The organism is Ferdinandcohnia sp. Marseille-Q9671, from assembly GCF_976954385.1.
Genome location: NZ_CDRJTA010000001.1, coordinates 1,137,166 through 1,155,293, shown reverse-complemented (window position 1 = coordinate 1,155,293; position 18,128 = coordinate 1,137,166). Strand labels below are relative to the sequence as shown.

General features: G+C 38.3%; 20 protein-coding genes and 1 riboswitch. Of the genes, 9 read left to right on the top strand and 11 right to left on the bottom strand.

From position 1 onward, the window contains the following. The first annotated feature begins 64 nt into the window (after window positions 1–64). Window positions 65–829 carry a FixH family protein gene (locus tag ACWNMY_RS05895; protein WP_449537339.1) on the top strand — a complete coding sequence of 255 codons (765 nt, stop codon included), beginning with the start codon at window positions 65–67 and terminating at the stop codon, window positions 827–829. 24 nt (window positions 830–853) lie between these two features. Here ACWNMY_RS05895 and yidD read toward each other — a convergent pair whose 3' ends face one another. Continuing rightward, on the bottom strand, window positions 854–1,090 hold the full coding sequence (gene yidD / locus ACWNMY_RS05890) for a membrane protein insertion efficiency factor YidD (RefSeq protein ID WP_449538399.1): 237 nt from the start codon (window positions 1,088–1,090) through the stop codon (window positions 854–856). Window positions 1,091–1,451: 361 nt separating this feature from the next. Between yidD and ACWNMY_RS05885 the strand changes: the two genes are divergently transcribed. Then, window positions 1,452–1,925: an S-ribosylhomocysteine lyase gene (locus tag ACWNMY_RS05885; RefSeq protein ID WP_449537338.1), complete on the top strand. Its 474-nt coding sequence runs from the start codon at window positions 1,452–1,454 to the stop codon at window positions 1,923–1,925. A gap of 74 nt (window positions 1,926–1,999) precedes the next feature. Here the strand turns inward: ACWNMY_RS05885 and ACWNMY_RS05880 are convergent, their stop codons facing one another. Together ACWNMY_RS05880 and ytzI are read right to left on the bottom strand one after the other, a co-directional pair. Continuing rightward, window positions 2,000–3,463, bottom strand: a complete 1,464-nt coding sequence (locus tag ACWNMY_RS05880; RefSeq protein WP_449537337.1) for an amidase family protein — start codon at window positions 3,461–3,463, stop codon at window positions 2,000–2,002. Then, window positions 3,453–3,620: a YtzI protein gene (gene ytzI / locus ACWNMY_RS05875; protein ID WP_449537336.1), complete on the bottom strand. Its 168-nt coding sequence runs from the start codon at window positions 3,618–3,620 to the stop codon at window positions 3,453–3,455. The genes ACWNMY_RS05880 and ytzI overlap by 11 nt, the downstream gene beginning before the upstream one ends. 151 nt (window positions 3,621–3,771) lie before the next feature. Between ytzI and ACWNMY_RS05870 the strand changes: the two genes are divergently transcribed. Then, a complete protein-coding gene (locus tag ACWNMY_RS05870; RefSeq protein WP_449537335.1) occupies window positions 3,772–4,212 on the top strand; it encodes a Dps family protein in 441 nt (146 codons plus the stop codon). Between the two features lie 229 nt (window positions 4,213–4,441). Continuing rightward, window positions 4,442–5,458, top strand: coding sequence for a low-specificity L-threonine aldolase (gene ltaE, locus ACWNMY_RS05865; RefSeq protein ID WP_449537334.1), 1,017 nt, complete (start codon window positions 4,442–4,444; stop codon window positions 5,456–5,458). 157 nt (window positions 5,459–5,615) lie between these two features. On the opposite strand, the gene ACWNMY_RS05860 is transcribed toward ltaE, so the two are convergent. Beyond that, on the bottom strand, window positions 5,616–5,876 hold the full coding sequence (locus ACWNMY_RS05860; protein ID WP_449537333.1) for a DUF6154 family protein: 261 nt from the start codon (window positions 5,874–5,876) through the stop codon (window positions 5,616–5,618). Between the two features lie 326 nt (window positions 5,877–6,202). Here ACWNMY_RS05860 and ACWNMY_RS05855 point away from each other — a divergent pair, with 326 nt between their 5' ends. Further along, on the top strand, window positions 6,203–6,541 hold the full coding sequence (locus ACWNMY_RS05855) for a hydrolase (RefSeq protein WP_449538398.1): 339 nt from the start codon (window positions 6,203–6,205) through the stop codon (window positions 6,539–6,541). A 277-nt stretch (window positions 6,542–6,818) separates the two neighbouring features. Beyond that, window positions 6,819–7,307 (top strand): RNA deprotection pyrophosphohydrolase, encoded by a 489-nt coding sequence (ytkD, locus tag ACWNMY_RS05850; protein WP_449537332.1) that lies wholly within the window; start codon window positions 6,819–6,821, stop codon window positions 7,305–7,307. Between the two features lie 21 nt (window positions 7,308–7,328). Here the strand turns inward: ytkD and ACWNMY_RS05845 are convergent, their stop codons facing one another. The 3 genes from ACWNMY_RS05845 to ACWNMY_RS05835 are packed head-to-tail and all read right to left on the bottom strand — an operon-like array spanning window position 7,329 to window position 9,889. Beyond that, entirely contained in the window at window positions 7,329–8,135 is an 807-nt protein-coding gene (locus ACWNMY_RS05845) for an ABC transporter permease (protein WP_449537331.1), read from the bottom strand. After that, entirely contained in the window at window positions 8,113–8,892 is a 780-nt protein-coding gene (locus ACWNMY_RS05840; RefSeq protein WP_449537330.1) for an ABC transporter ATP-binding protein, read from the bottom strand. The genes ACWNMY_RS05845 and ACWNMY_RS05840 overlap by 23 nt, the downstream gene beginning before the upstream one ends. A 10-nt stretch (window positions 8,893–8,902) precedes the next feature. Continuing rightward, window positions 8,903–9,889, bottom strand: a complete 987-nt coding sequence (locus tag ACWNMY_RS05835) for an ABC transporter substrate-binding protein (RefSeq protein ID WP_449537329.1) — start codon at window positions 9,887–9,889, stop codon at window positions 8,903–8,905. 170 nt (window positions 9,890–10,059) lie between these two features. On the opposite strand from ACWNMY_RS05835, the gene ACWNMY_RS05830 reads away from it, so the two are divergent. Then, on the top strand, window positions 10,060–10,851 hold the full coding sequence (locus tag ACWNMY_RS05830) for an alpha/beta hydrolase family protein (protein ID WP_449537328.1): 792 nt from the start codon (window positions 10,060–10,062) through the stop codon (window positions 10,849–10,851). 219 nt (window positions 10,852–11,070) lie between these two features. On the opposite strand, the gene pckA is transcribed toward ACWNMY_RS05830, so the two are convergent. Further along, a complete protein-coding gene (gene pckA, locus ACWNMY_RS05825; RefSeq protein WP_449537327.1) occupies window positions 11,071–12,660 on the bottom strand; it encodes a phosphoenolpyruvate carboxykinase (ATP) in 1,590 nt (529 codons plus the stop codon). Between the two features lie 277 nt (window positions 12,661–12,937). After that, window positions 12,938–13,102: riboswitch (SAM riboswitch) on the top strand. Window positions 13,103–13,372: 270 nt separating this feature from the next. On the opposite strand from pckA, the gene metK reads away from it, so the two are divergent. Continuing rightward, window positions 13,373–14,572 carry a methionine adenosyltransferase gene (metK, locus tag ACWNMY_RS05820; protein ID WP_449537326.1) on the top strand — a complete coding sequence of 400 codons (1,200 nt, stop codon included), beginning with the start codon at window positions 13,373–13,375 and terminating at the stop codon, window positions 14,570–14,572. A 33-nt stretch (window positions 14,573–14,605) separates the two neighbouring features. On the opposite strand, the gene ACWNMY_RS05815 is transcribed toward metK, so the two are convergent. Beyond that, a complete protein-coding gene (locus ACWNMY_RS05815) occupies window positions 14,606–15,133 on the bottom strand; it encodes a gamma carbonic anhydrase (RefSeq protein ID WP_449537325.1) in 528 nt (175 codons plus the stop codon). A gap of 151 nt (window positions 15,134–15,284) precedes the next feature. Between ACWNMY_RS05815 and ACWNMY_RS05810 the strand changes: the two genes are divergently transcribed. Next, entirely contained in the window at window positions 15,285–16,322 is a 1,038-nt protein-coding gene (locus ACWNMY_RS05810; RefSeq protein ID WP_449538397.1) for a tetraprenyl-beta-curcumene synthase family protein, read from the top strand. A gap of 144 nt (window positions 16,323–16,466) precedes the next feature. On the opposite strand, the gene ACWNMY_RS05805 is transcribed toward ACWNMY_RS05810, so the two are convergent. Beyond that, a complete protein-coding gene (locus ACWNMY_RS05805) occupies window positions 16,467–17,039 on the bottom strand; it encodes a class I SAM-dependent methyltransferase (RefSeq protein WP_449537324.1) in 573 nt (190 codons plus the stop codon). Continuing rightward, window positions 17,036–17,998, bottom strand: a complete 963-nt coding sequence (locus ACWNMY_RS05800; protein ID WP_449537323.1) for a TIGR01212 family radical SAM protein — start codon at window positions 17,996–17,998, stop codon at window positions 17,036–17,038. The genes ACWNMY_RS05805 and ACWNMY_RS05800 overlap by 4 nt, the downstream gene beginning before the upstream one ends. Between the last annotated feature and the right edge of the window lie 130 nt (window positions 17,999–18,128).

Sequence of the window (18,128 nt, the reverse complement as noted above, 5' to 3'; positions counted from 1 at the left end):
CTGTCATAAAAAAGACACAGGAAAAAATAATAATTTGATGTACTATAGTCTAGAGGTGAAGGAAATGAAAAAAGGACTCCTTTTTATTTTAGTGGGTTTACTAGTAACTCTTGTTGCTTGTAATACTGAAAAAGAATCAAAGAATGTGGATACTCCTGAGTTGATTCCAATTGCAGTTGATTTAAAAATTGATCCAGAAAAGATAAATCCAGGTGAAGAAGTTACATTACATGCATACGTAACACAGGGAGAAGAATCAGTTGAAGATGCTGATGAGGTTCAATTTGAAATCGAGCAAAAGGGAAATGATGACAGTGAATTTATAGATGGTGAGCATGCTGCAGACGGTGAGTATACTGCAACTACTACATTTCACGAAGACGGAGTTTATTTTGTAACAGCCCATGTGACAGCTAGAAGTATGCATACGATGCCAAAAGTAGAACTTACTATTGGGAATCCAAATCTTACAACATCACCAATAGATGAAACTAAAAAAGAGGAACATCAACATGGAAGTGACCATCATCATGGAGAAGGTCATGTTTCTATCAACTTCCCGTTAGAAAATGAGTATACAAAAGGAAAAGAAACAACACTACAAGTTTCGTTTGCTGAATCGGGTGAACCGCTAACAGAAGCTAGGGTACGATTTGAAGTTTGGAAGGAAGAAGCAGAGAAACACGAGTTTATAGATGCGAATGAGACAGGAAATGGTACTTATCAAGCTGCCTACACGTTTGCCGATACGGGAACATATCATATTCAAGTTCACATTGAAAAAGATGACATACACGAACACTTAGAGAAGACAACAACGATAAAATGAAAATAAGATTACAAAAGGGAAACATCAATGATGATGCTTCCCTTCCTTTTTTTCGGGAACGAAATCTATCCCTCCAGGATGAAATGGGTGACACTTAAGAAGACGTTTGATTGTTAACCATCCACCTTTAATCGCTCCAAAACGCTTTATTGCCTCAAGACCATACTGTGAGCAAGTAGGGTAGAAGCGACATGTGGGTGGCTTTAATGGAGAGATGAACTTTTGATAGGTACGAATAATTCCTATGAATACCGCTTGCAGCAATTTTTTCTACATCCCTTACTAGTTTTGCGTATTTTTACTATACTATAGGCGGTTGATAAAAGCACGTTCTTGAGTCTCTATAAGCACCAATATCACTTGTTTCTATTGTTAGCCGAATTTTAAATCATTGAACAACCAAATATAAAGCTAACGATTCTAGTAGAGTTACAGTAAATAGTAGAAGATATAACGAAGGATAGAGAATGCCACGTCCCCGTAAGTCTTGGAATGTGGAATAAGTACATTACTGAAATCCACCAACTTCTTGGAATGGAAAATTTATTTCAAATTAAATAGATGAAAAAAATCGGAATTCGCGTTATGATAAAGAGAAGAAAATAGTAAGGAGTGACATTAAATGCCATCAGTAGAAAGTTTTGAACTCGATCATAATGCAGTAAAGGCTCCCTATGTAAGACATTGTGGTGTACACAAAGTCGGTACAGATGGAGTTGTAAATAAATTCGATATTCGTTTTTGTCAGCCGAATAAACAAGCAATGAAACCAGATGTAATCCATACCCTTGAGCATTTATTGGCTTTTAACCTTCGCGAACATGCTGAAAAATATAACCATTTTGATATAATTGATATTTCACCAATGGGATGTCAAACAGGTTACTATCTTGTGGTTAGTGGGGAACCCACTGTATCTGAAATTATTGATTTAATGGAAGATACAATGAAAACAGCTGTAGAAATTACAGAAATCCCTGCTGCAAACGAAACACAATGTGGCCAAGCGAAGCTTCATGATTTAGAGGGAGCGAAACGATTAATGCGTTTCTGGCTTTCACAATCAAAAGAAGATCTTCATAAAGTCTTTGGATAATCACCGAATTCAAAATGTTCCTGTAGCAAGCAAGACACAAAGAACAACCTCAGCAGATGGCTGAGGTTGTTTATTTATAGTGAAGGTGGGATTCGATATTTTGTCCCTTGTTCAAATCCATAGGATAGCTTAAGGAGTGTCGGCTCTGAAAAAGCAGTACTAGTAAATGTAATACCTACAGGTTCTCCTTCTGGTGTATAACCAGCAGGTACTGTAATGGATGGATAACCTGCTTTTGCAGGAATGCCAGCTCCAATATTATTCGGAAACACGATAGCATCTAATTGATGCTCTTTTAGGACATAATCAATGCCATTCTCGGTTGAATGGTAATGGTCATGTTCCAGTGCTTGAATGTATTCTAGTTCTTTTAATTTTCCACTAGTAGCCTCCGCTCTTTCTAATAGCACTTGTCCGTACGTAAGCATTTGGGTTTCATTTTCCTTATTAAAAGCAATGACATCCGCCAAATTTCGTACCTTTACAGAAGGTGCTAATTTTCCTAAATAATTGTTAAGATCTACTTTAAATTCATAGGTTAGTACATCATAACTCCATTTGATTCTTGTAGAAGGAATTTTCACATCTTCAATAATAGTTGCTCCTAATTCCTCTAACATCATAATTGCTGAGTCTAGTATCTTTCGTTTATCCTCACTAAGATAATCAAAATACACTTCTCTTGCTATACCAATACGCGCACCCTTTAAGCCATTAACGTCTAAATATTGTGTAAAATCTGTTTGTGTCAAAATTCTACTTGTATATGTAATAGGATCTCGTTCGTCTACTCCTGCTAAAGCAGATAGTAAAAGTGCTGCGTCCTTTACAGATCGTGCCATTGGCCCAGCCGTGTCCTGAGTGTGCGCAATTGGAATAATTCCCTCACGGCTAACTAAACCAACGGTTGGCTTAATGCCAACGAGGGAGTTTTGACTAGCAGGACTTAATATAGAACCTGATGTTTCCGTTCCAACGGCAACTACTGCAAAGTTTGCGGCTATCGCGGCACCAGAACCAGCACTGGATCCTCCAACATCAAATTTACCCGGTCCATAAGGGTTCAACGTTTGTCCACCACGGGAACTATAGCCACTAGGCATTCCTTCCGTCATAAAATTTGCCCATTCCGTCATATTTGTTTTACCTAATATAATTGCACCAGCCTCACGCAATAGATAAGCAACATAGGAATCCTCAGGGGCATACGATTCTGCTAACGCTAGAGATCCAGCAGATGTATGCATTTTGTCATTTGTATTAATATTATCCTTTAGTAGAACTGGAATTCCATGGAGTGGACCACGAGGGCCTATTTCCTTTCGCTCTGCATCTAATGCCATTGCGATATGTAGTGCATCTGGATTGATTTCGATAATTGATTTTATCTCAGAATCGAAGGTAGATATTCTGTGTAAATACATAAGCACTAACTGTTTGGCAGTAAGCTCCTCTTTCTCGAATTTCTCTTGAATGGATTCAATTGTTGCTTCAGTTAGCCACGTGCTCTCTAGCTCTTGAAGAAATTTAATTTCCATCTGTATTCTCCTCATGATCATGATTACTTTCCACATTTGGATTGTTTTCAAGTTCGTCTACTGTATGTTTGTATTTATAGGCTTTCGATGTAGTACCTACTGCTAAAAACAAAACAACAAAAACAATGATAATAGAAATAATTAATACTGTTAGCATAGTACCCCCCTCTTTTTCTTTATTTTATCATGTAGAGATAAAGTTGGTCATTGAAAATTCAATCGAGAATATTCGAAGGAATACATTTTGAAAAATAAAATGTTTTGGTACCAAAGAAAGGGGGTATGTTAAAAATAAGGAGGAGATAGGAATGAATACACAATTAACAGAATTGGTTAATAAACAAATTGCAAACTGGAGTGTCCTTTATATTAAGTTACATAATTATCATTGGTATGTGAAAGGATCTCAATTTTTTACCTTGCATGTAAAGTTCGAAGAGTTTTATAATGAGGCAGCAGTTCATATCGATGAATTAGCAGAGCGTTTACTAGCCCTAGGCGGACATCCTGTTGCAACCATGAAAGAGATACTAGAAGCTACTTCAATAAGCGAAGCTAGTGGAAGCGAAAATGCGGAAGAAATGGTTGAAAACATTTCAAATGATTTTTCGATTTTAACAGGTGAATTAAAAGAGGGAATGAAGGTGGCTGAAGAAGTAGACGACGAAACGACAGGTGATATGTTACTTGCGATTCACCAAAGTCTCGAAAAGCATATATGGATGCTACAATCCTTCTTAGGAAAATAAAAACGAAATGCGTAAACTCCTTGCTCAGCCCTGGCAAGCGCTACGAACCCCGACGAGGAGGCTATTGTGCACCGTGAGAGTGGTGAAACTTTCCTGAAGGGGTAGGCGTGGAACAGGACAGCAAAAACTACGTTTAGATTTATAACTAACTTATTAGTAAGCAGACCCATCTTTCTTGTAGAAAGATGGTTTTTTTTGTACTATTTAAGTTAATAAGGGGGAGAGTAAGATGATTGATTTACGAAGTGATACAGTTACTAAGCCAACGGCTGAAATGAGAAGAGCTGCCTATGAAGCAGAAGTTGGTGATGATGTATACCAAGAGGACCCAACAGTTATAGAGTTAGAGAGTACGGCAGCTGAGATGCTTGGTAAACAAGCTGCATTGTTCGTCACAAGCGGAACTCAAGGAAATCAAATAGCTGTTTTATCTCATTGCAGAAATGGAAATGAAATTATTGTAGAACAGGATTCACATATTTTCAATTATGAAGGTGCTGCTATTTCAGCATTTGCAGGTGTTCAGCCACGAACAATAAAAGGAAACAGAGGTGCAATGGAACCTTCTGCAGTAGAAGCTGCAATACAAGTGGAGGATGTACATAATCCTGAGACGGGTTTGATTTGTATAGAGAATACCCATAATCGAGCCGGTGGTGCGATCATACCACTAGAAAACATGGAAGCAATCTATAACATTGCCACAACAAATAGTATCCCTGTTCATTTGGACGGAGCGCGTCTTTTTAACGCATCTGTTGCACTCGGTCGCCCTGTGAGTGATATTGCACAGTTTACGGATTCAGTACAGTTTTGTTTATCAAAAGGTTTAGGTGCCCCAGTAGGTTCTATCATCGCTGGAAGCCAAGAGTTTATTAATCGTGCTCGTAAGTGGAGAAAGCGTCTAGGTGGTGGATTGAGACAAGTAGGAATCATAGCAGCTCCTGGGCTAGTGGCTCTACGAAGCATGGTGGATCGTCTTGCAATCGACCATGAACATGCAAAAATACTTGCAGAGGGACTTGGAAATAGCAAGGGCATACATGTTGTGAATCAGGTTGAAACGAACATTATTTTAGTTGATGTGAGTGCCCGGGGTTTGAACTCTGGCCAGTTTGCTGAAATTCTTAAGGAACACGGTGTTTTAGTCTCTACGTTTGGACCAGAGTTAGTTCGATTTACCACTCATTATGATGTAGACAGAGAGTCAATTGAAAAAGCACTAAGCATTGTAAATAAATTATAACTTTATTGTTAAAAAGGATTGTCAAAGCATGGCGCGATAATCCTTTTTTGTTAGTTGGAAATTTAAATTAGGGTGAATACTATTGAAACTGGCAGTTGACATATAAAATCGATAGAGCCTACTATTTTGAAAAGAGACTCTATCTCTACCCGAAATTTTAGTGAATATCTCTCAGTTGTTCAATTGTTAGCATCTTCGCGTGTCCAATTCCATCGCGTGCCATTTTTGCTTTTAAATTTTCTATCATATAGAAACCTACAAGGTTACGTAATTCTTGATCGGATAAATCATTTACGAGAGAGAGTAGGTCTTCCCGCTCAAATTGTTCGAGTACGGAAAACGCAATGATATCCGCATCTTCCTCATCCCCAGTTAATTTATCTCGGTACATGTCGTAAATTTCATCAATAATTTTCATAAATGGCTCCCCCTAAATTCCGCAAATTCCGCATTTTTAACCTAGTTTTTACTATCTAGCTGCAGGCGCCATCGGCTTTCTGGTCATAAGCCAATTGCTTCGGAAGGAAAAAGCACCTTCTGTCGGGCGCTTGTTTATGCTTGTCGCCTATGGCTGCGCGTCTTGCGCTTTTCTTCTTTTCTTGGAATTTAGTATATGGGGTTACGTAACAAAAGATACTAAAAGTATTGTGATTAGGCGAATCATTTTATATGACACGTATATGTGAATATTTTTGGTGTGCGATGAAAAAGCTAAAAGTACGAAAGACAGTATTAGGAGTGAAGATATTGGAACAACAACCTAAGAAGACGTATTATATTTCTGTTGGAAGTGGGGAAATTTCCCAATCGAAATCGAGCTCCACTTGGGAATATAAAATCGAAGCAACGGATGAAGAAGTTCACAAATTGCGTTCACTTTTTAACGAAAACTATTCAAATGAGATAGAAGGATTTTTACGTGCTCACGTACCGTATGTTGAGTATCATAATGACTCGTCAAATGACAAGTATGACTCAACTATGTTGCAGGTTTTTAAAATGATATATCAGCTAGGAGACCAAGAGGCAAAGGATTTCATTCAATCCCAAGGAATACTTGATGTATTAGGCAATATTGATTAGGCCACTTCAAAAATGAAGCGGCTTGTTTTTTTGTTTCTCATCATTCCCCCTGACTGAATCGAATTCAACTTTATGATATGATAGTAGTAATTCATTTAACTTTATTTAACTTCACCATTGCTGGTTGTGGTGGTTCAAATCCAATTTGGATATAAACCATAATGTATAAGGTTAAAGCCACCGGCAGAACCTCGATTAAAAGGTAGGACACTTTCCTAAAAAAATCGGACGGACGGTTTGCCAAGGCGCATTTGATTTGAATGGAGACAAAGATACTATGATTGTTTTTCATGATATGTACCATAACGAAGTAAATTTATCCTTTGAATCATCCCCTTTTTCTTCGAGCCCAAAGCATGTTTGGGTCATCTGCAGATACCAAGACCAATGGCTTTTAACAAATCATTCACAACGTGGCTTAGAATTTCCTGGTGGTAAGGTAGAGTACGGCGAAACCCCAGAAGCTGCAGCTTTTCGGGAAGTAATGGAGGAAACTGGTGCAGAGGTTAAGGAACTAAAGTATGTTGGGCAATATAAGGTTATTGGAAAAGGAAAAACGATTATAAAAAATATTTATTTTGCAGAAATTGAACGAATTCTTGAACAGATGGATTATTTTGAAACGAAGGGACCCGTGTTGATCGATGAAATTCCCCTAGATACTGTTAAGAATGACAGAGGCTATAGTTTTATCATGAAGGATGATGTGTTAGCTCATAGCATCGAATTTGTTGAAAAATACCTTATGGCAAAAAAAGCTCTCTAGTAAAAAACTAGAAGAGCTTTTTTATTTATCTTTTATTAGTTTTCTTTCAAGATACTCTACACCTTGGTACATTAACGTAGCACAAACAGCGATTAGTAATAAACTTAAAAAAATGAGTGTGAAGTTAAATACTTGGAATCCATAGATAATTAAATACCCTAACCCTTGTTTAGAGACTAGAAATTCTCCAACGATAACCCCAACCCATGACAATCCAACATTCACCTTTAAGGTTGATATTATTGCAGGAAAGGAGGAAGGGAGAATAACATTGCGGAAAATTTGTTTTCGGTTTGCTCCAAAGGTCTGTAGTACTTTTATATAGTTATAATCTACTTCCTTGAAGGAAGTGTACACGACTATTGTTGTGATGATGATGGAAATAATCGCACCCATTGCAATGATTGATACATATCCTGTTCCTAGGGCAACTATTAAGATTGGTCCCAATGCAACCTTTGGCATGGCATTAAGGACTACCAAATAAGGGTCAAGAATGTTTGAAAGTCGTTCAGACCACCAGAGTACTGCAGCAATGACAGCACCTAGTAAGGTTCCTAAGATAAAACCAAGTACTGTTTCAAATAGCGTTACCGCAAGATTGTTCAATAATGTTCCATCATTCAATTTATCCAAGAATAAATTCCATATCTTTGAAGGTGCACTAAAGATTAATGGATCTATCCAGTTATTATGACTGGCTATCTCCCAAAGTCCGAAAAAGACAATAAATATCAGGAGTTGATAAGAGCGAACCAGCTGCTTTTCTTTTTTGATGGAATGTAAATATTGGTGGTGTAGTTCTTTAATGTTCAGGTTTTGTTTCAAGTTTATCTAACTCCTCCCAAATTTGCTGAAAAAGGATTGAATAATCTGGGTCCTGTCTTGCGTCAAATGGTGATTGGTCTCGAAGGGTTTTAGGGACATCAAAGATATTCTCAATTTTTCCCGGACGTTTTGATAGCATGAAAATGCGGTCGCTCATTGCGATTGCTTCTCCAATATCGTGAGTAACCAGAATGGCTGTTTTACCATATTCCTTTAATGTATCTGAAACGAGGTCTTCTAGTTTTAATTTTGTTTGAAAGTCTAATGCCGAAAATGGTTCATCTAGTAAAAGGATCTTTGGGTTTGTTGCAAGGGTACGAACTAACGCTGCACGTTGCCTCATTCCACCAGAGAGTTGCTTAGGGTAAGACTTTTCTACACCCTTTAACCCAATTTCTTCAAGAAGGTCCAAAGTGTTTTTTCTATTTTGTTCGGTTAGTTGATTCATAATTTGTAGCCCAACGAGGATGTTTTCTTCTATGGTCTTCCATGGAAATAAGTAATCCTGCTGAAGCATATAGCCAATATATGATTTAGCTTTAGTGATAGACTTTCCTTCTATCAAAACTTCTCCAGATGTAGGTTTTAACAAACCTGCAATAATCGAGAGTAGTGTTGTTTTTCCACACCCACTAGGGCCGAGAAGGGAAATAAATTCCCCCTCCTCAATTGTTAGTGAAATATCCTCGAGTGCTGTCGTTGCCTGATCCTTTGAAAAATAAACATGGTGTATATCTTTAACTGACAAGAAGTTCATACTAACACTCCTATTTGGAAATTACTTTTTCTGCAATACTTGTATTAACAAGTGTCTCGTAATCAATTCTCTTTGGTAGTTCACCCGCTTCATCCATAATGTCCTGCAGGTTATTCCAAGCTTCCTCAGTTAATACTGGACTAGTAGCATAAGAGCCCTGGCTTTTATAACGCTCAACAGAGGAAGTAATTAAATCAAGTGGTGTATCTGGGAAAAACTCTTGAATGGAGTTAGCGATTTCTTCTGCACTGTGGGAGTCAACCCATTGTTGTGCCTTATATACAGCACGTGTGAACTTTTCGATTGCTTCTTCCTTTTCATCAATAAAGCTCTGCTTTGTCATGAATGATGTATAGGGAACCTTTCCAGACTCCTCACCGAATGATGCAACAATATATCCTCTGCCTTCTTTTTCAAACAAACTAGCAGTCGGCTCAAATAATTGTACAAACTCGCCAGTTCCGGAAGCATATGCACTTGAGATATTAGCAAAATCAATGTTTTGAATGAGATTTAAGTCGGACTGAGGATCAATGTCATGTTTCTTTAGCACGAACTCCCCAACCATTTGTGGCATTCCACCTTTTCGCTGACCTAGGAAGGTACTATCCTTTACTTGATCCCAACTAAAGTTTTCGATTTTCTCTCTTGCAACTAAAAATGTTCCGTCCGTTTGAGTAAGAGCCGCAAAGTTGATAACAGGATCAGTCGATCCCTGTGCTTCAACATAAATAGATGTTTCGGAACCGACCAGGGCTACATCGGCACCACCGGAAATTAACGCAGTCATGGTCTTGTCACCACCAGGAACGGTAGTTAATTCGATTTCCAAACCTTCCTCTTCAAAAAATCCTTCTGTTACAGCTACATACTGAGGTGCATAAAAGACAGAGCGTGTTACTTCAGCAATCCGTATTTTTTGAACTTGCTCATTATTACAGGCCGCTAATGGTACAATAAGCAGTAATGCAAATATGAAAGCAAAAAAACGACGCATGTAAACATTCCTCCTTGACAGTCTTTCTGTCGGCATTAGTAATTACTTTAAGATAGAATATGAGACGTGACAAAAATGTGTGAATGCCTATTTTTTTCTTTTTTTAAATGTAATCTAAAAGGGTTTTACTCTTCATTTGAGGTAATAACAATATAGAAAGGATGGATTTGATGGTAGATGGCACAATTATTGAAAAGCAGAGATTTCCTTCCCCAAATCCTGTTATAGATTTATTTTTAATTACCTATTGGAGCAAGGGATTAAAAATTAAAGGTTATTTAGCTGAGCCCAAGGCGGAAGGAAGCTATGACGGATTTTTATACTTGCGCGGGGGAATAAAAAATGTTGGTAAGGTAAGGATTGGAAGAATCGTCCAATTTGCCTCTGAGGGATTTGTTGTGATGGCACCCTTCTATCGCGGAAATCAAGGGGGAGAAGGCAATGAGGATTTTGCAGGTCAGGATAGGTATGATGCATTTTCAGCTGTAAAAGTTCTTGAAGAGCACGAAAAAGTAAATTCGAGGCGAATTCATGTTTTTGGCTTTTCTCGTGGCGGAGTTATGGCATTATTAACTGCCATTCATCAACCTCAAGTTTGTTCGGTTGTATCGTGGGGAGGGGTAAGTGATTTAAGCTTAACCTACGTAGAAAGAAATGACCTACGACGAATGCTGAAACGAGTTATCGGAGGAACGCCTACGAAATATCCTGAACGATATAGGTGGAGAACTCCTTTATATCAACTTGAAGATCTCAAGGCACCCTTACTTATTATTCATGGAGAGAAGGATAAAAATGTATCGGTTGAGCATTCCTATCGCCTTGAAAAAAGGGTAAAGGAATTGGGGAAAGAAGTAGAGAGTTGGTATTTTCCAAATTTCACACATTATTTTCCACCGAGTGAAAATCGAGATACTGTAAGACGACTGACGGAATGGATGAAGGCAAGGGAGCAAAAATAAAGGATTTGAGTGGATCTCATGTATTAATTCCTACGACTTATAAGCCTTTAAAAAGAGTTTATCTCTTGGACTTAGGGTAGGCGTAGGCGTTTCACATTCAGTTCCAGCGACTAGCCCTCAGTGGTCATGACCACTAAAAAAATAGAAGGCAAAGAGAGCCTTCTATTTCTTATCGTCTATGCTTGTCGGGGCTGAACTAGGTGCTTGCACATTGTTTATTTAAACCCTTGGTCCCCCTAGTAGTTCAATATCCTTTGAAACCTCAGAGAACTTTTTAAAGTTTTCTTTGAACTTAAGGGCCAATTCCTTCGCTTTTACATAATAAGCACTTTGATCAGCCCACGTTTTGGAAGGTTGTAAAACATCGTCTGGAACACCTGGTATATGAATCGGAATCTCTAAACCGAATATATCATTTTTAACGGTTTCAGCATTATTTAACTCACCCTCTAAAGCAGCCTGAACCATCGCACGAGTGTAAGATAGTTTCATACGGCTTCCTACTCCATATTCTCCACCTGTCCAACCTGTATTTACTAAAAAGACTTTTACATTATGCTCATCTATCATTCTACCAAGCATTTCTGCATATACTGTTGCAGGTAATGGAAGGAACGGGGACCCAAAGCATGTTGAGAAAGTAGCTTGTGGAGACGTAATTCCACGCTCAGTACCAGCTAACTTACTTGTGTATCCACTTAAGAAATGATACATGGCTTGTTCCTTTGTTAATTTACTAATAGGAGGCAGTACCCCGAATGCATCTGCTGTTAGGAAGACGATTGTAGTAGGGTGCCCTGCTATACTTGGTACAATAATATTATCGATGTTTTCAATTTGGTATGCTGCTCTTGTGTTTTCTGTTAGGGAGCCATTATCATAATCTGCTATTCTGGTTTCTTCATCAACTGCTACATTTTCTAGAACAGAGCCAAATCTGATTGCATCGAATATTTGCGGTTCTTTCTCACGCGATAAATTAATACATTTCGCATAACATCCACCTTCAATATTAAACACCCCAGAACTAGACCAGCCATGCTCATCATCTCCAATCAGACGACGTTTTGGATCTGCTGAAAGCGTTGTCTTTCCGGTTCCAGACAAACCAAAGAATAACGCTACATCTCCTTCTGAACCTACATTGGAGGAACAATGCATAGAGAGGATATTTCTTTCTGGCAATACATAGTTCATAACAGAGAAGATAGATTTTTTAATTTCTCCCGCATATTCAGTTCCGCCGATTAAGATAGTACGTTTCTCAAAAGAGATAATGATAAAGGTTTCAGAGTGCGTGCCATCAACTTCTGGAACCGCTTTAAAATTTGGTGCACTTATGACTGTGAATTCTGGTTTATGAGTGTTTAGCTCATCTTCTGTTGGTCGAATAAACAATTGTTGTGAAAAAAGATTATGCCATGCGAATTCGTTAATGACTTGAATCGGCATACGAACCTTTTTGTCAGCCCCTGCAAATCCATTGAACACAAAGAATTCTTCTTTTTCTTTTAAATAAGTAAGTACTTTTTTATATAGATTATCAAATACTGTTTCTGAGATTGGCTGATTTACTTTGCCCCAATCGATTTTTTCCTTAGTAGACGCTTCTTCTACAATATATTTATCTTCTGGTGATCTTCCTGTGTATTTTCCCGTTGTTGCACGTACAGCACCAGTCGAAGTAAGAATACCCTCTTGTCTAGCAAGTACTTTTTCAACTAAAATAGGAACAGATAGGTTATGAAGTGCATTTTTTCCATTGACTAATTCCAAAAGCAGCTCATTTGAAACTTCAACTGAATTCATGAAAAACCATCCTTTTTCTATTTTTATACGAAAGAAAGAAACTCGATTTTACAATTAGTATAACACATTAGTAAAAATAGTCTATACTATTTAACGTATTTTACGTAACTTATCTACAAAAAGTGCGTACAGATTGTAAAATAGTCATTGTTGCATAGACCTTTTTGCAGTGCGAATTTTTTGATGAAAAAATATGACACGTTTCTACATATATTTTTATTAAATTTATTGACATGAAAAGGATGTCTGCGATATGATTGGTCATTGAACGGATACTCTCTTATCCCGAGCTGGCGGAGGGACAGGCCCAATGAAACCCGGCAACCATCACTTTTTTTTACATATCAAACGATTTTATGCGAACCCTATTACATATAGGTAAAAATCTGTTAAAAGTGATAAGGTGCTAACCTGAGCAAGGCATGACCTTGATCGATAAGAGTGAAAGGCGAAATGAACAATATACCTTTCCTCAAAGTGGGAAAGGTTTTTTATTTCTTTTTTTGAAACGATCTTGTGGTTTCAAGATGTTACTAACACAAGCACTTTGATGTGCTCATCACGATAAATTAGCAGCGAAGTTCCTATTATAGGCTTGTTAAGATAGGATAGAAAATTGTGTAGGTAACAATACTAAGGGAATGAGTACCGTATCAAAAAGAATGTCAGAGTCGAACTTTTCGAATTCTGAATGTTAAAGGAGGAAACATTTGTGACAAATAGACGTCGTTTATTTACTTCCGAGTCTGTTACAGAGGGCCATCCAGATAAAATCTGTGACCAAATATCAGATTCTATTTTAGATGCCATTTTAGCAAGTGATGCAAATGCACGTGTAGCGTGTGAAACTTCTGTTACAACAGGGCTTGTACTTGTTGCAGGTGAAATTACAACTTCTACATATGTAGATATCCCAAAAATTGTTCGTGAAACGGTGCGCGAGATTGGTTATACCCGTGCGAAATATGGCTTTGATGCTGAAACTTGTGCTGTGTTAACTTCTATCGATGAGCAATCACCTGATATTGCTATGGGGGTAGACCAAGCCTTAGAAGCTCGTGAAGGTCAAATGACAGATGAGCAAATTGATGCAATTGGTGCAGGAGATCAAGGCTTAATGTTTGGTTTTGCTTGTAATGAAACGAAGGAATTAATGCCTCTTCCCATTTCATTAGCTCATAAGCTAGCACGAAGATTAACGGAAGTTCGTAAAGATGAAATTCTTCCATATCTACGTCCGGACGGGAAAACTCAGGTTACTGTAGAATACGATGAGAATGACAAACCTGTGCGCATTGATACAATTGTTATTTCTACTCAGCACCATCCTGAAATCTCTTTAGAACAAATTCAACGTAATCTTAAGGAACACGTTATCAATCCTGTTGTTCCTAATGATCTTATTGATGAGAATACAAAGTACTTTATTAACCCAACAGGACGTTTTGTAATCGGAGGTCCTCAAGGGGATGCTGGGTTAACAGGGCGTAAAATTATCGTTGATACGTACGGAGGTTATGCACGTCATGGTGGTGGTGCATTCTCTGGAAAGGATCCTACAAAAGTAGACCGTTCTGCTGCATATGCTGCACGTTACGTAGCGAAGAATATTGTTGCGGCTGGATTAGCAGAAAAATGTGAAGTTCAGCTTGCTTATGCTATCGGTGTTGCTCAACCTGTATCCATCTCTGTAGATACATTTGGAACTGGAACAGTTTCAGAAGATGTACTAGTTGACTTAGTTCGCACTAATTTTGACTTGCGTCCAGCTGGTATCATTAAGATGTTAGATCTTCGTCGTCCAATCTATAAGCAAACTGCTGCATATGGTCATTTTGGTAGAAATGATATTGACCTACCATGGGAGCGTACGGATAAAGCAGAGGCTCTTAAGACACAAGCAACAAAATAATAGGAGAAAAGCTCGCCAAGGGTGGCGAGCTTTTTATTTCTTCTTCTGTTCTTCTTGTAGTTCTTTATAATGCTGACCTTTTTCAACATACTCTCTGCGAATTCTTGCCATGTCTTTTTTATCCGCTTCGTTTAATTCGCGGATTACCTTTGCCGGTCTCCCAAAGGCTAATGTATGAGGTGGTATTTTTTTACCTTGTGGAACTAGGCTTCCTGCTCCGATAAACGCCCCTTCTCCAATTTCTGCACCGTCTAGAATGATTGAACCCATCCCAATTAAGGCATCTTTTCGAACGATAGAGCTATGTAGGATAACCTGATGGCCAATTGTGACATCGTCCTCAATGAGTAACGTATTATTTGGACTTTGGTGAAGGGTGGAATTATCTTGAATACTAACTCTTTTTCCAATAACCGTTGGTGCAACATCTCCACGAATAACGGTATTAAACCAAATATTCGTTTCCTCACCAATTGTGACATCACCTGTTATAGTCGCATAATCAGCTATAAAAACCGAATCAGCAATTGTTGGATATTTCCCTTTGTATGGATAAATCATATAGGTACGCCCTTTCTCACTATATTTGATATTCGAAGAAAAATCATTTACTGTTAGTGTAGCAACTTTCACAATAATCGTAAATTAACATTACATCCTGTTTGTAGAAAATGAGGTGATATCCTTGGTACCAACACACCCAATTGGTTTAATGAAGAAAGTGTATCGTGAGGTATTTCCGATTGTACACCGCGAATTGGCCTTCTGGAGAAAGAAAGCAGAAGCGATTCCAAATGACGAGCTTCGTACACAGGCTCTAGCAAGTATTCATTCTAAAACCTTTCACTGTGAAGGAGGAGCAATCCTTGCGTTATTGTCAGAGGGTAAGATCGACGAATGTATTCAATTTATCGTTGCCTATCAAACGATAAGTGATTACCTAGATAATCTCTGTGATCGCAGTACATCCCTAGATCCAGTTGATTTTCGAACCCTACACGATTCAATGCCAGATGCATTGCGACCCTGGCAACCTACAAAAAATTATTACAAATATAGAGCTGAACAGGATGATGGTGGCTACTTAGAGAGTCTCGTGCAAAAATGTCAGCAGGTCCTACAAAACATTCCACACTATAATAAGATTTCTGGCTACTTACAAGAGCTGTCTAGCTATTATTGTGATTTACAAGTCCATAAGCACGTAACGGTAGAGGAGCGTGTACCGCGATTAGAGACGTGGTTTAAAACCTATCAACATAATTTACCGACTATGGAATGGTATGAATTCTCTGCTTGCTCTGGTTCCACACTAGGTATTTTTTGCTTAGTTGCGTATGCGTTTCATGACGAATTTAATGATGAAATGGCTGAAAAAATTAGAAGCGGCTACTTTCCTTATATCCAAGGTTTACATATTCTTTTGGATTATTTTATCGATCAGGAAGAAGACCGTAAAGGCGGCGATTTGAATTTTTGCTTTTACTACCCGCATGAAAATGAGCTTGTTAGTCGACTAAAACATTTTATGATTGAGGCTGACAAGCATACAGCAGGTTTGCCGAATGAAAAATTTCATCGTCTTATTAATCGAGGTTTATTGGGAGTTTATCTATCAGACGAAAAGGTAAGAAGCCAACGGAGTGTATTGAAGATTGCTAAGAAAATGATTAGACTTGGCGGAAAAACTTCCTTTTTCTTTTATATAAATGGACGAGCTTATCGTCGATTGCAAAGCGTTTTTGGATAAGGAAAAGCGTAAGGCGCTCAGCCTTAGGCGACAAGTATAAGTCAAGCGCCGACAGAAGGCGCTTTTTGCCTTCAATGCGATTGACTTATACCAGAGAGCCGATTGCGCCTAGTGTCAGACATCGAAAATTTAGTACAGAATCCTCTATCTTTTCTCAATTGCAATAACAAATGGAGGATGGTTCACTTGATTCATAAATCGGTACATTAAGACATGAGCTTTCTTTTGGTCAAGTGTTGAACAGTACTCTAACAGCCTATCCCTTTCTACGGCACCCTCTTCATGGCCATGGTACACAACGACTACAATGATACCCTCTGGTTTCATTATAGTGAGTAACTGCTCAATTGCTTCAATCGTTGAGGTGGGTTTTGTCACAATTTCTTTTTTACCGCCTGGTAAATAGCCTAAGTTAAAAACTGCTCCACTAATCTTTCCATGTGCATCTTGTGGGATAGAAGACATGAGCTGATCATGACTTTGATGAAATAATGTGACACGATGCTTTACTTTATGCTCTTCTAACCGGGTAGCTGTGCTTTCTATAGCTTCTACTTGAATGTCATAACCGAATACTTGCCCGTTGTCACCAACTAAACCTGCCAGCATTAGCGTGTCATGCCCGTTGCCAACTGTTGCATCAACAACAAAATCCCCTTCTGAAATGGCTAACTGGAGTAATTTTCGCGAAAAAGGTAGGATACGCTCTAATTTCATATCGTTTCAGCTACCTTCTTGTAAAATTTACCTTGATAACTGTCACGTCGTTTAAGTTCGGCATCAATTGTGTTTAATACTTCCCATTTGTTGACACTCCACATCGGTCCAACCATTAAATCAATGGGTCCGTCTCCTGTAATGCGATGGACAATCATTTCCGGTGGTAAAATTTCTAATTGATCACAAACTAACTGTATATAGTCATCGAAAGAGAGAAATTCCAAAAGACCTTTTTCATATTGCTTAACCATTGGGGTTCCTTTTAACAAATGTAACAAGTGAATTTTTATTCCTTGAACATCTAATTTGGCAACTTCTCTTGCAGTTTCCATCATCATTTCTGTGTCTTCTTGTGGTAACCCATTAATAATATGGGAGCATATCCGAATATTATGCTTGCGTAGCTTATTTACCCCGTCAACATAGCATTGAAAATCATGGGCACGGTTAATGAGCTTCGCTGTTTCTTCATGTACAGTTTGCAGTCCTAATTCTACCCATAAATAGGTTCGTTCATTTAATTCAGCTAAGTACTCAACAACATCGTCAGGTAGGCAATCGGGTCTTGTTGCAATGGATATGCCTACGACACCTTCTTGACGCAAAACAGGTTCGAAACGCTCACGAAGTACCTCAACAGGTGCATGTGTATTGGTGAAGGCTTGAAAATAAGCCATGTACTTACCATCTTTCCATTTTTCATGCATTTTATTTTTAATGGTTGTAAATTGTGTTAGAATATCATCCGCTCGGTTGCCAGCGAAGTCACCTGAGCCAGAAACACTACAAAAAGTACAGCCTCCATGTGCAACTGTACCATCTCGATTTGGACAGTCGAAACCTCCATCAAGTGCTACCTTAAACACTTTATGACCAAATGTATGACGTAAGTGGTAATTCCACGTATGGTATCTCTTGTTATCTGTAGAAAATGTAAACGGGTTACTCTGAGACATGCTCAGCCCCTCCTTATTAAAAAAGTCCTCATTGAATTTTAGCATGGGTCCTTTTAGTAACTCAAATGGAAATTAAAAGATCAAAGTTTAAGAACGTCACTTCTGAGGCAACAACTTTTCGACCACTTCG

What these genes read in the sequence shown, in the direction of transcription:
- ACWNMY_RS05895 (WP_449537339.1), top strand. Translation starts at nt 65, where the DNA reads ATGAAAAAAGGACTCCTTTTTATTTTAGTGGGTTTACTAGTAACTCTT.
- ACWNMY_RS05885 (WP_449537338.1), top strand. Translation starts at nt 1,452, where the DNA reads ATGCCATCAGTAGAAAGTTTTGAACTCGATCATAATGCAGTAAAGGCT.
- ACWNMY_RS05880 (WP_449537337.1), bottom strand. Translation starts at nt 3,463, where the DNA reads ATGGAAATTAAATTTCTTCAAGAGCTAGAGAGCACGTGGCTAACTGAA.
- ytzI (WP_449537336.1), bottom strand. Translation starts at nt 3,620, where the DNA reads ATGCTAACAGTATTAATTATTTCTATTATCATTGTTTTTGTTGTTTTG.
- ACWNMY_RS05870 (WP_449537335.1), top strand. Translation starts at nt 3,772, where the DNA reads ATGAATACACAATTAACAGAATTGGTTAATAAACAAATTGCAAACTGG.
- ltaE (WP_449537334.1), top strand. Translation starts at nt 4,442, where the DNA reads ATGATTGATTTACGAAGTGATACAGTTACTAAGCCAACGGCTGAAATG.
- ACWNMY_RS05860 (WP_449537333.1), bottom strand. Translation starts at nt 5,876, where the DNA reads ATGAAAATTATTGATGAAATTTACGACATGTACCGAGATAAATTAACT.
- ytkD (WP_449537332.1), top strand. Translation starts at nt 6,819, where the DNA reads ATGATTGTTTTTCATGATATGTACCATAACGAAGTAAATTTATCCTTT.
- ACWNMY_RS05840 (WP_449537330.1), bottom strand. Translation starts at nt 8,892, where the DNA reads ATGAACTTCTTGTCAGTTAAAGATATACACCATGTTTATTTTTCAAAG.
- ACWNMY_RS05835 (WP_449537329.1), bottom strand. Translation starts at nt 9,889, where the DNA reads ATGCGTCGTTTTTTTGCTTTCATATTTGCATTACTGCTTATTGTACCA.
- ACWNMY_RS05830 (WP_449537328.1), top strand. Translation starts at nt 10,060, where the DNA reads ATGGTAGATGGCACAATTATTGAAAAGCAGAGATTTCCTTCCCCAAAT.
- pckA (WP_449537327.1), bottom strand. Translation starts at nt 12,660, where the DNA reads ATGAATTCAGTTGAAGTTTCAAATGAGCTGCTTTTGGAATTAGTCAAT.
- ACWNMY_RS05815 (WP_449537325.1), bottom strand. Translation starts at nt 15,133, where the DNA reads ATGATTTATCCATACAAAGGGAAATATCCAACAATTGCTGATTCGGTT.
- ACWNMY_RS05810 (WP_449538397.1), top strand. Translation starts at nt 15,285, where the DNA reads ATGAAGAAAGTGTATCGTGAGGTATTTCCGATTGTACACCGCGAATTG.
- ACWNMY_RS05805 (WP_449537324.1), bottom strand. Translation starts at nt 17,039, where the DNA reads ATGAAATTAGAGCGTATCCTACCTTTTTCGCGAAAATTACTCCAGTTA.
- ACWNMY_RS05800 (WP_449537323.1), bottom strand. Translation starts at nt 17,998, where the DNA reads ATGTCTCAGAGTAACCCGTTTACATTTTCTACAGATAACAAGAGATAC.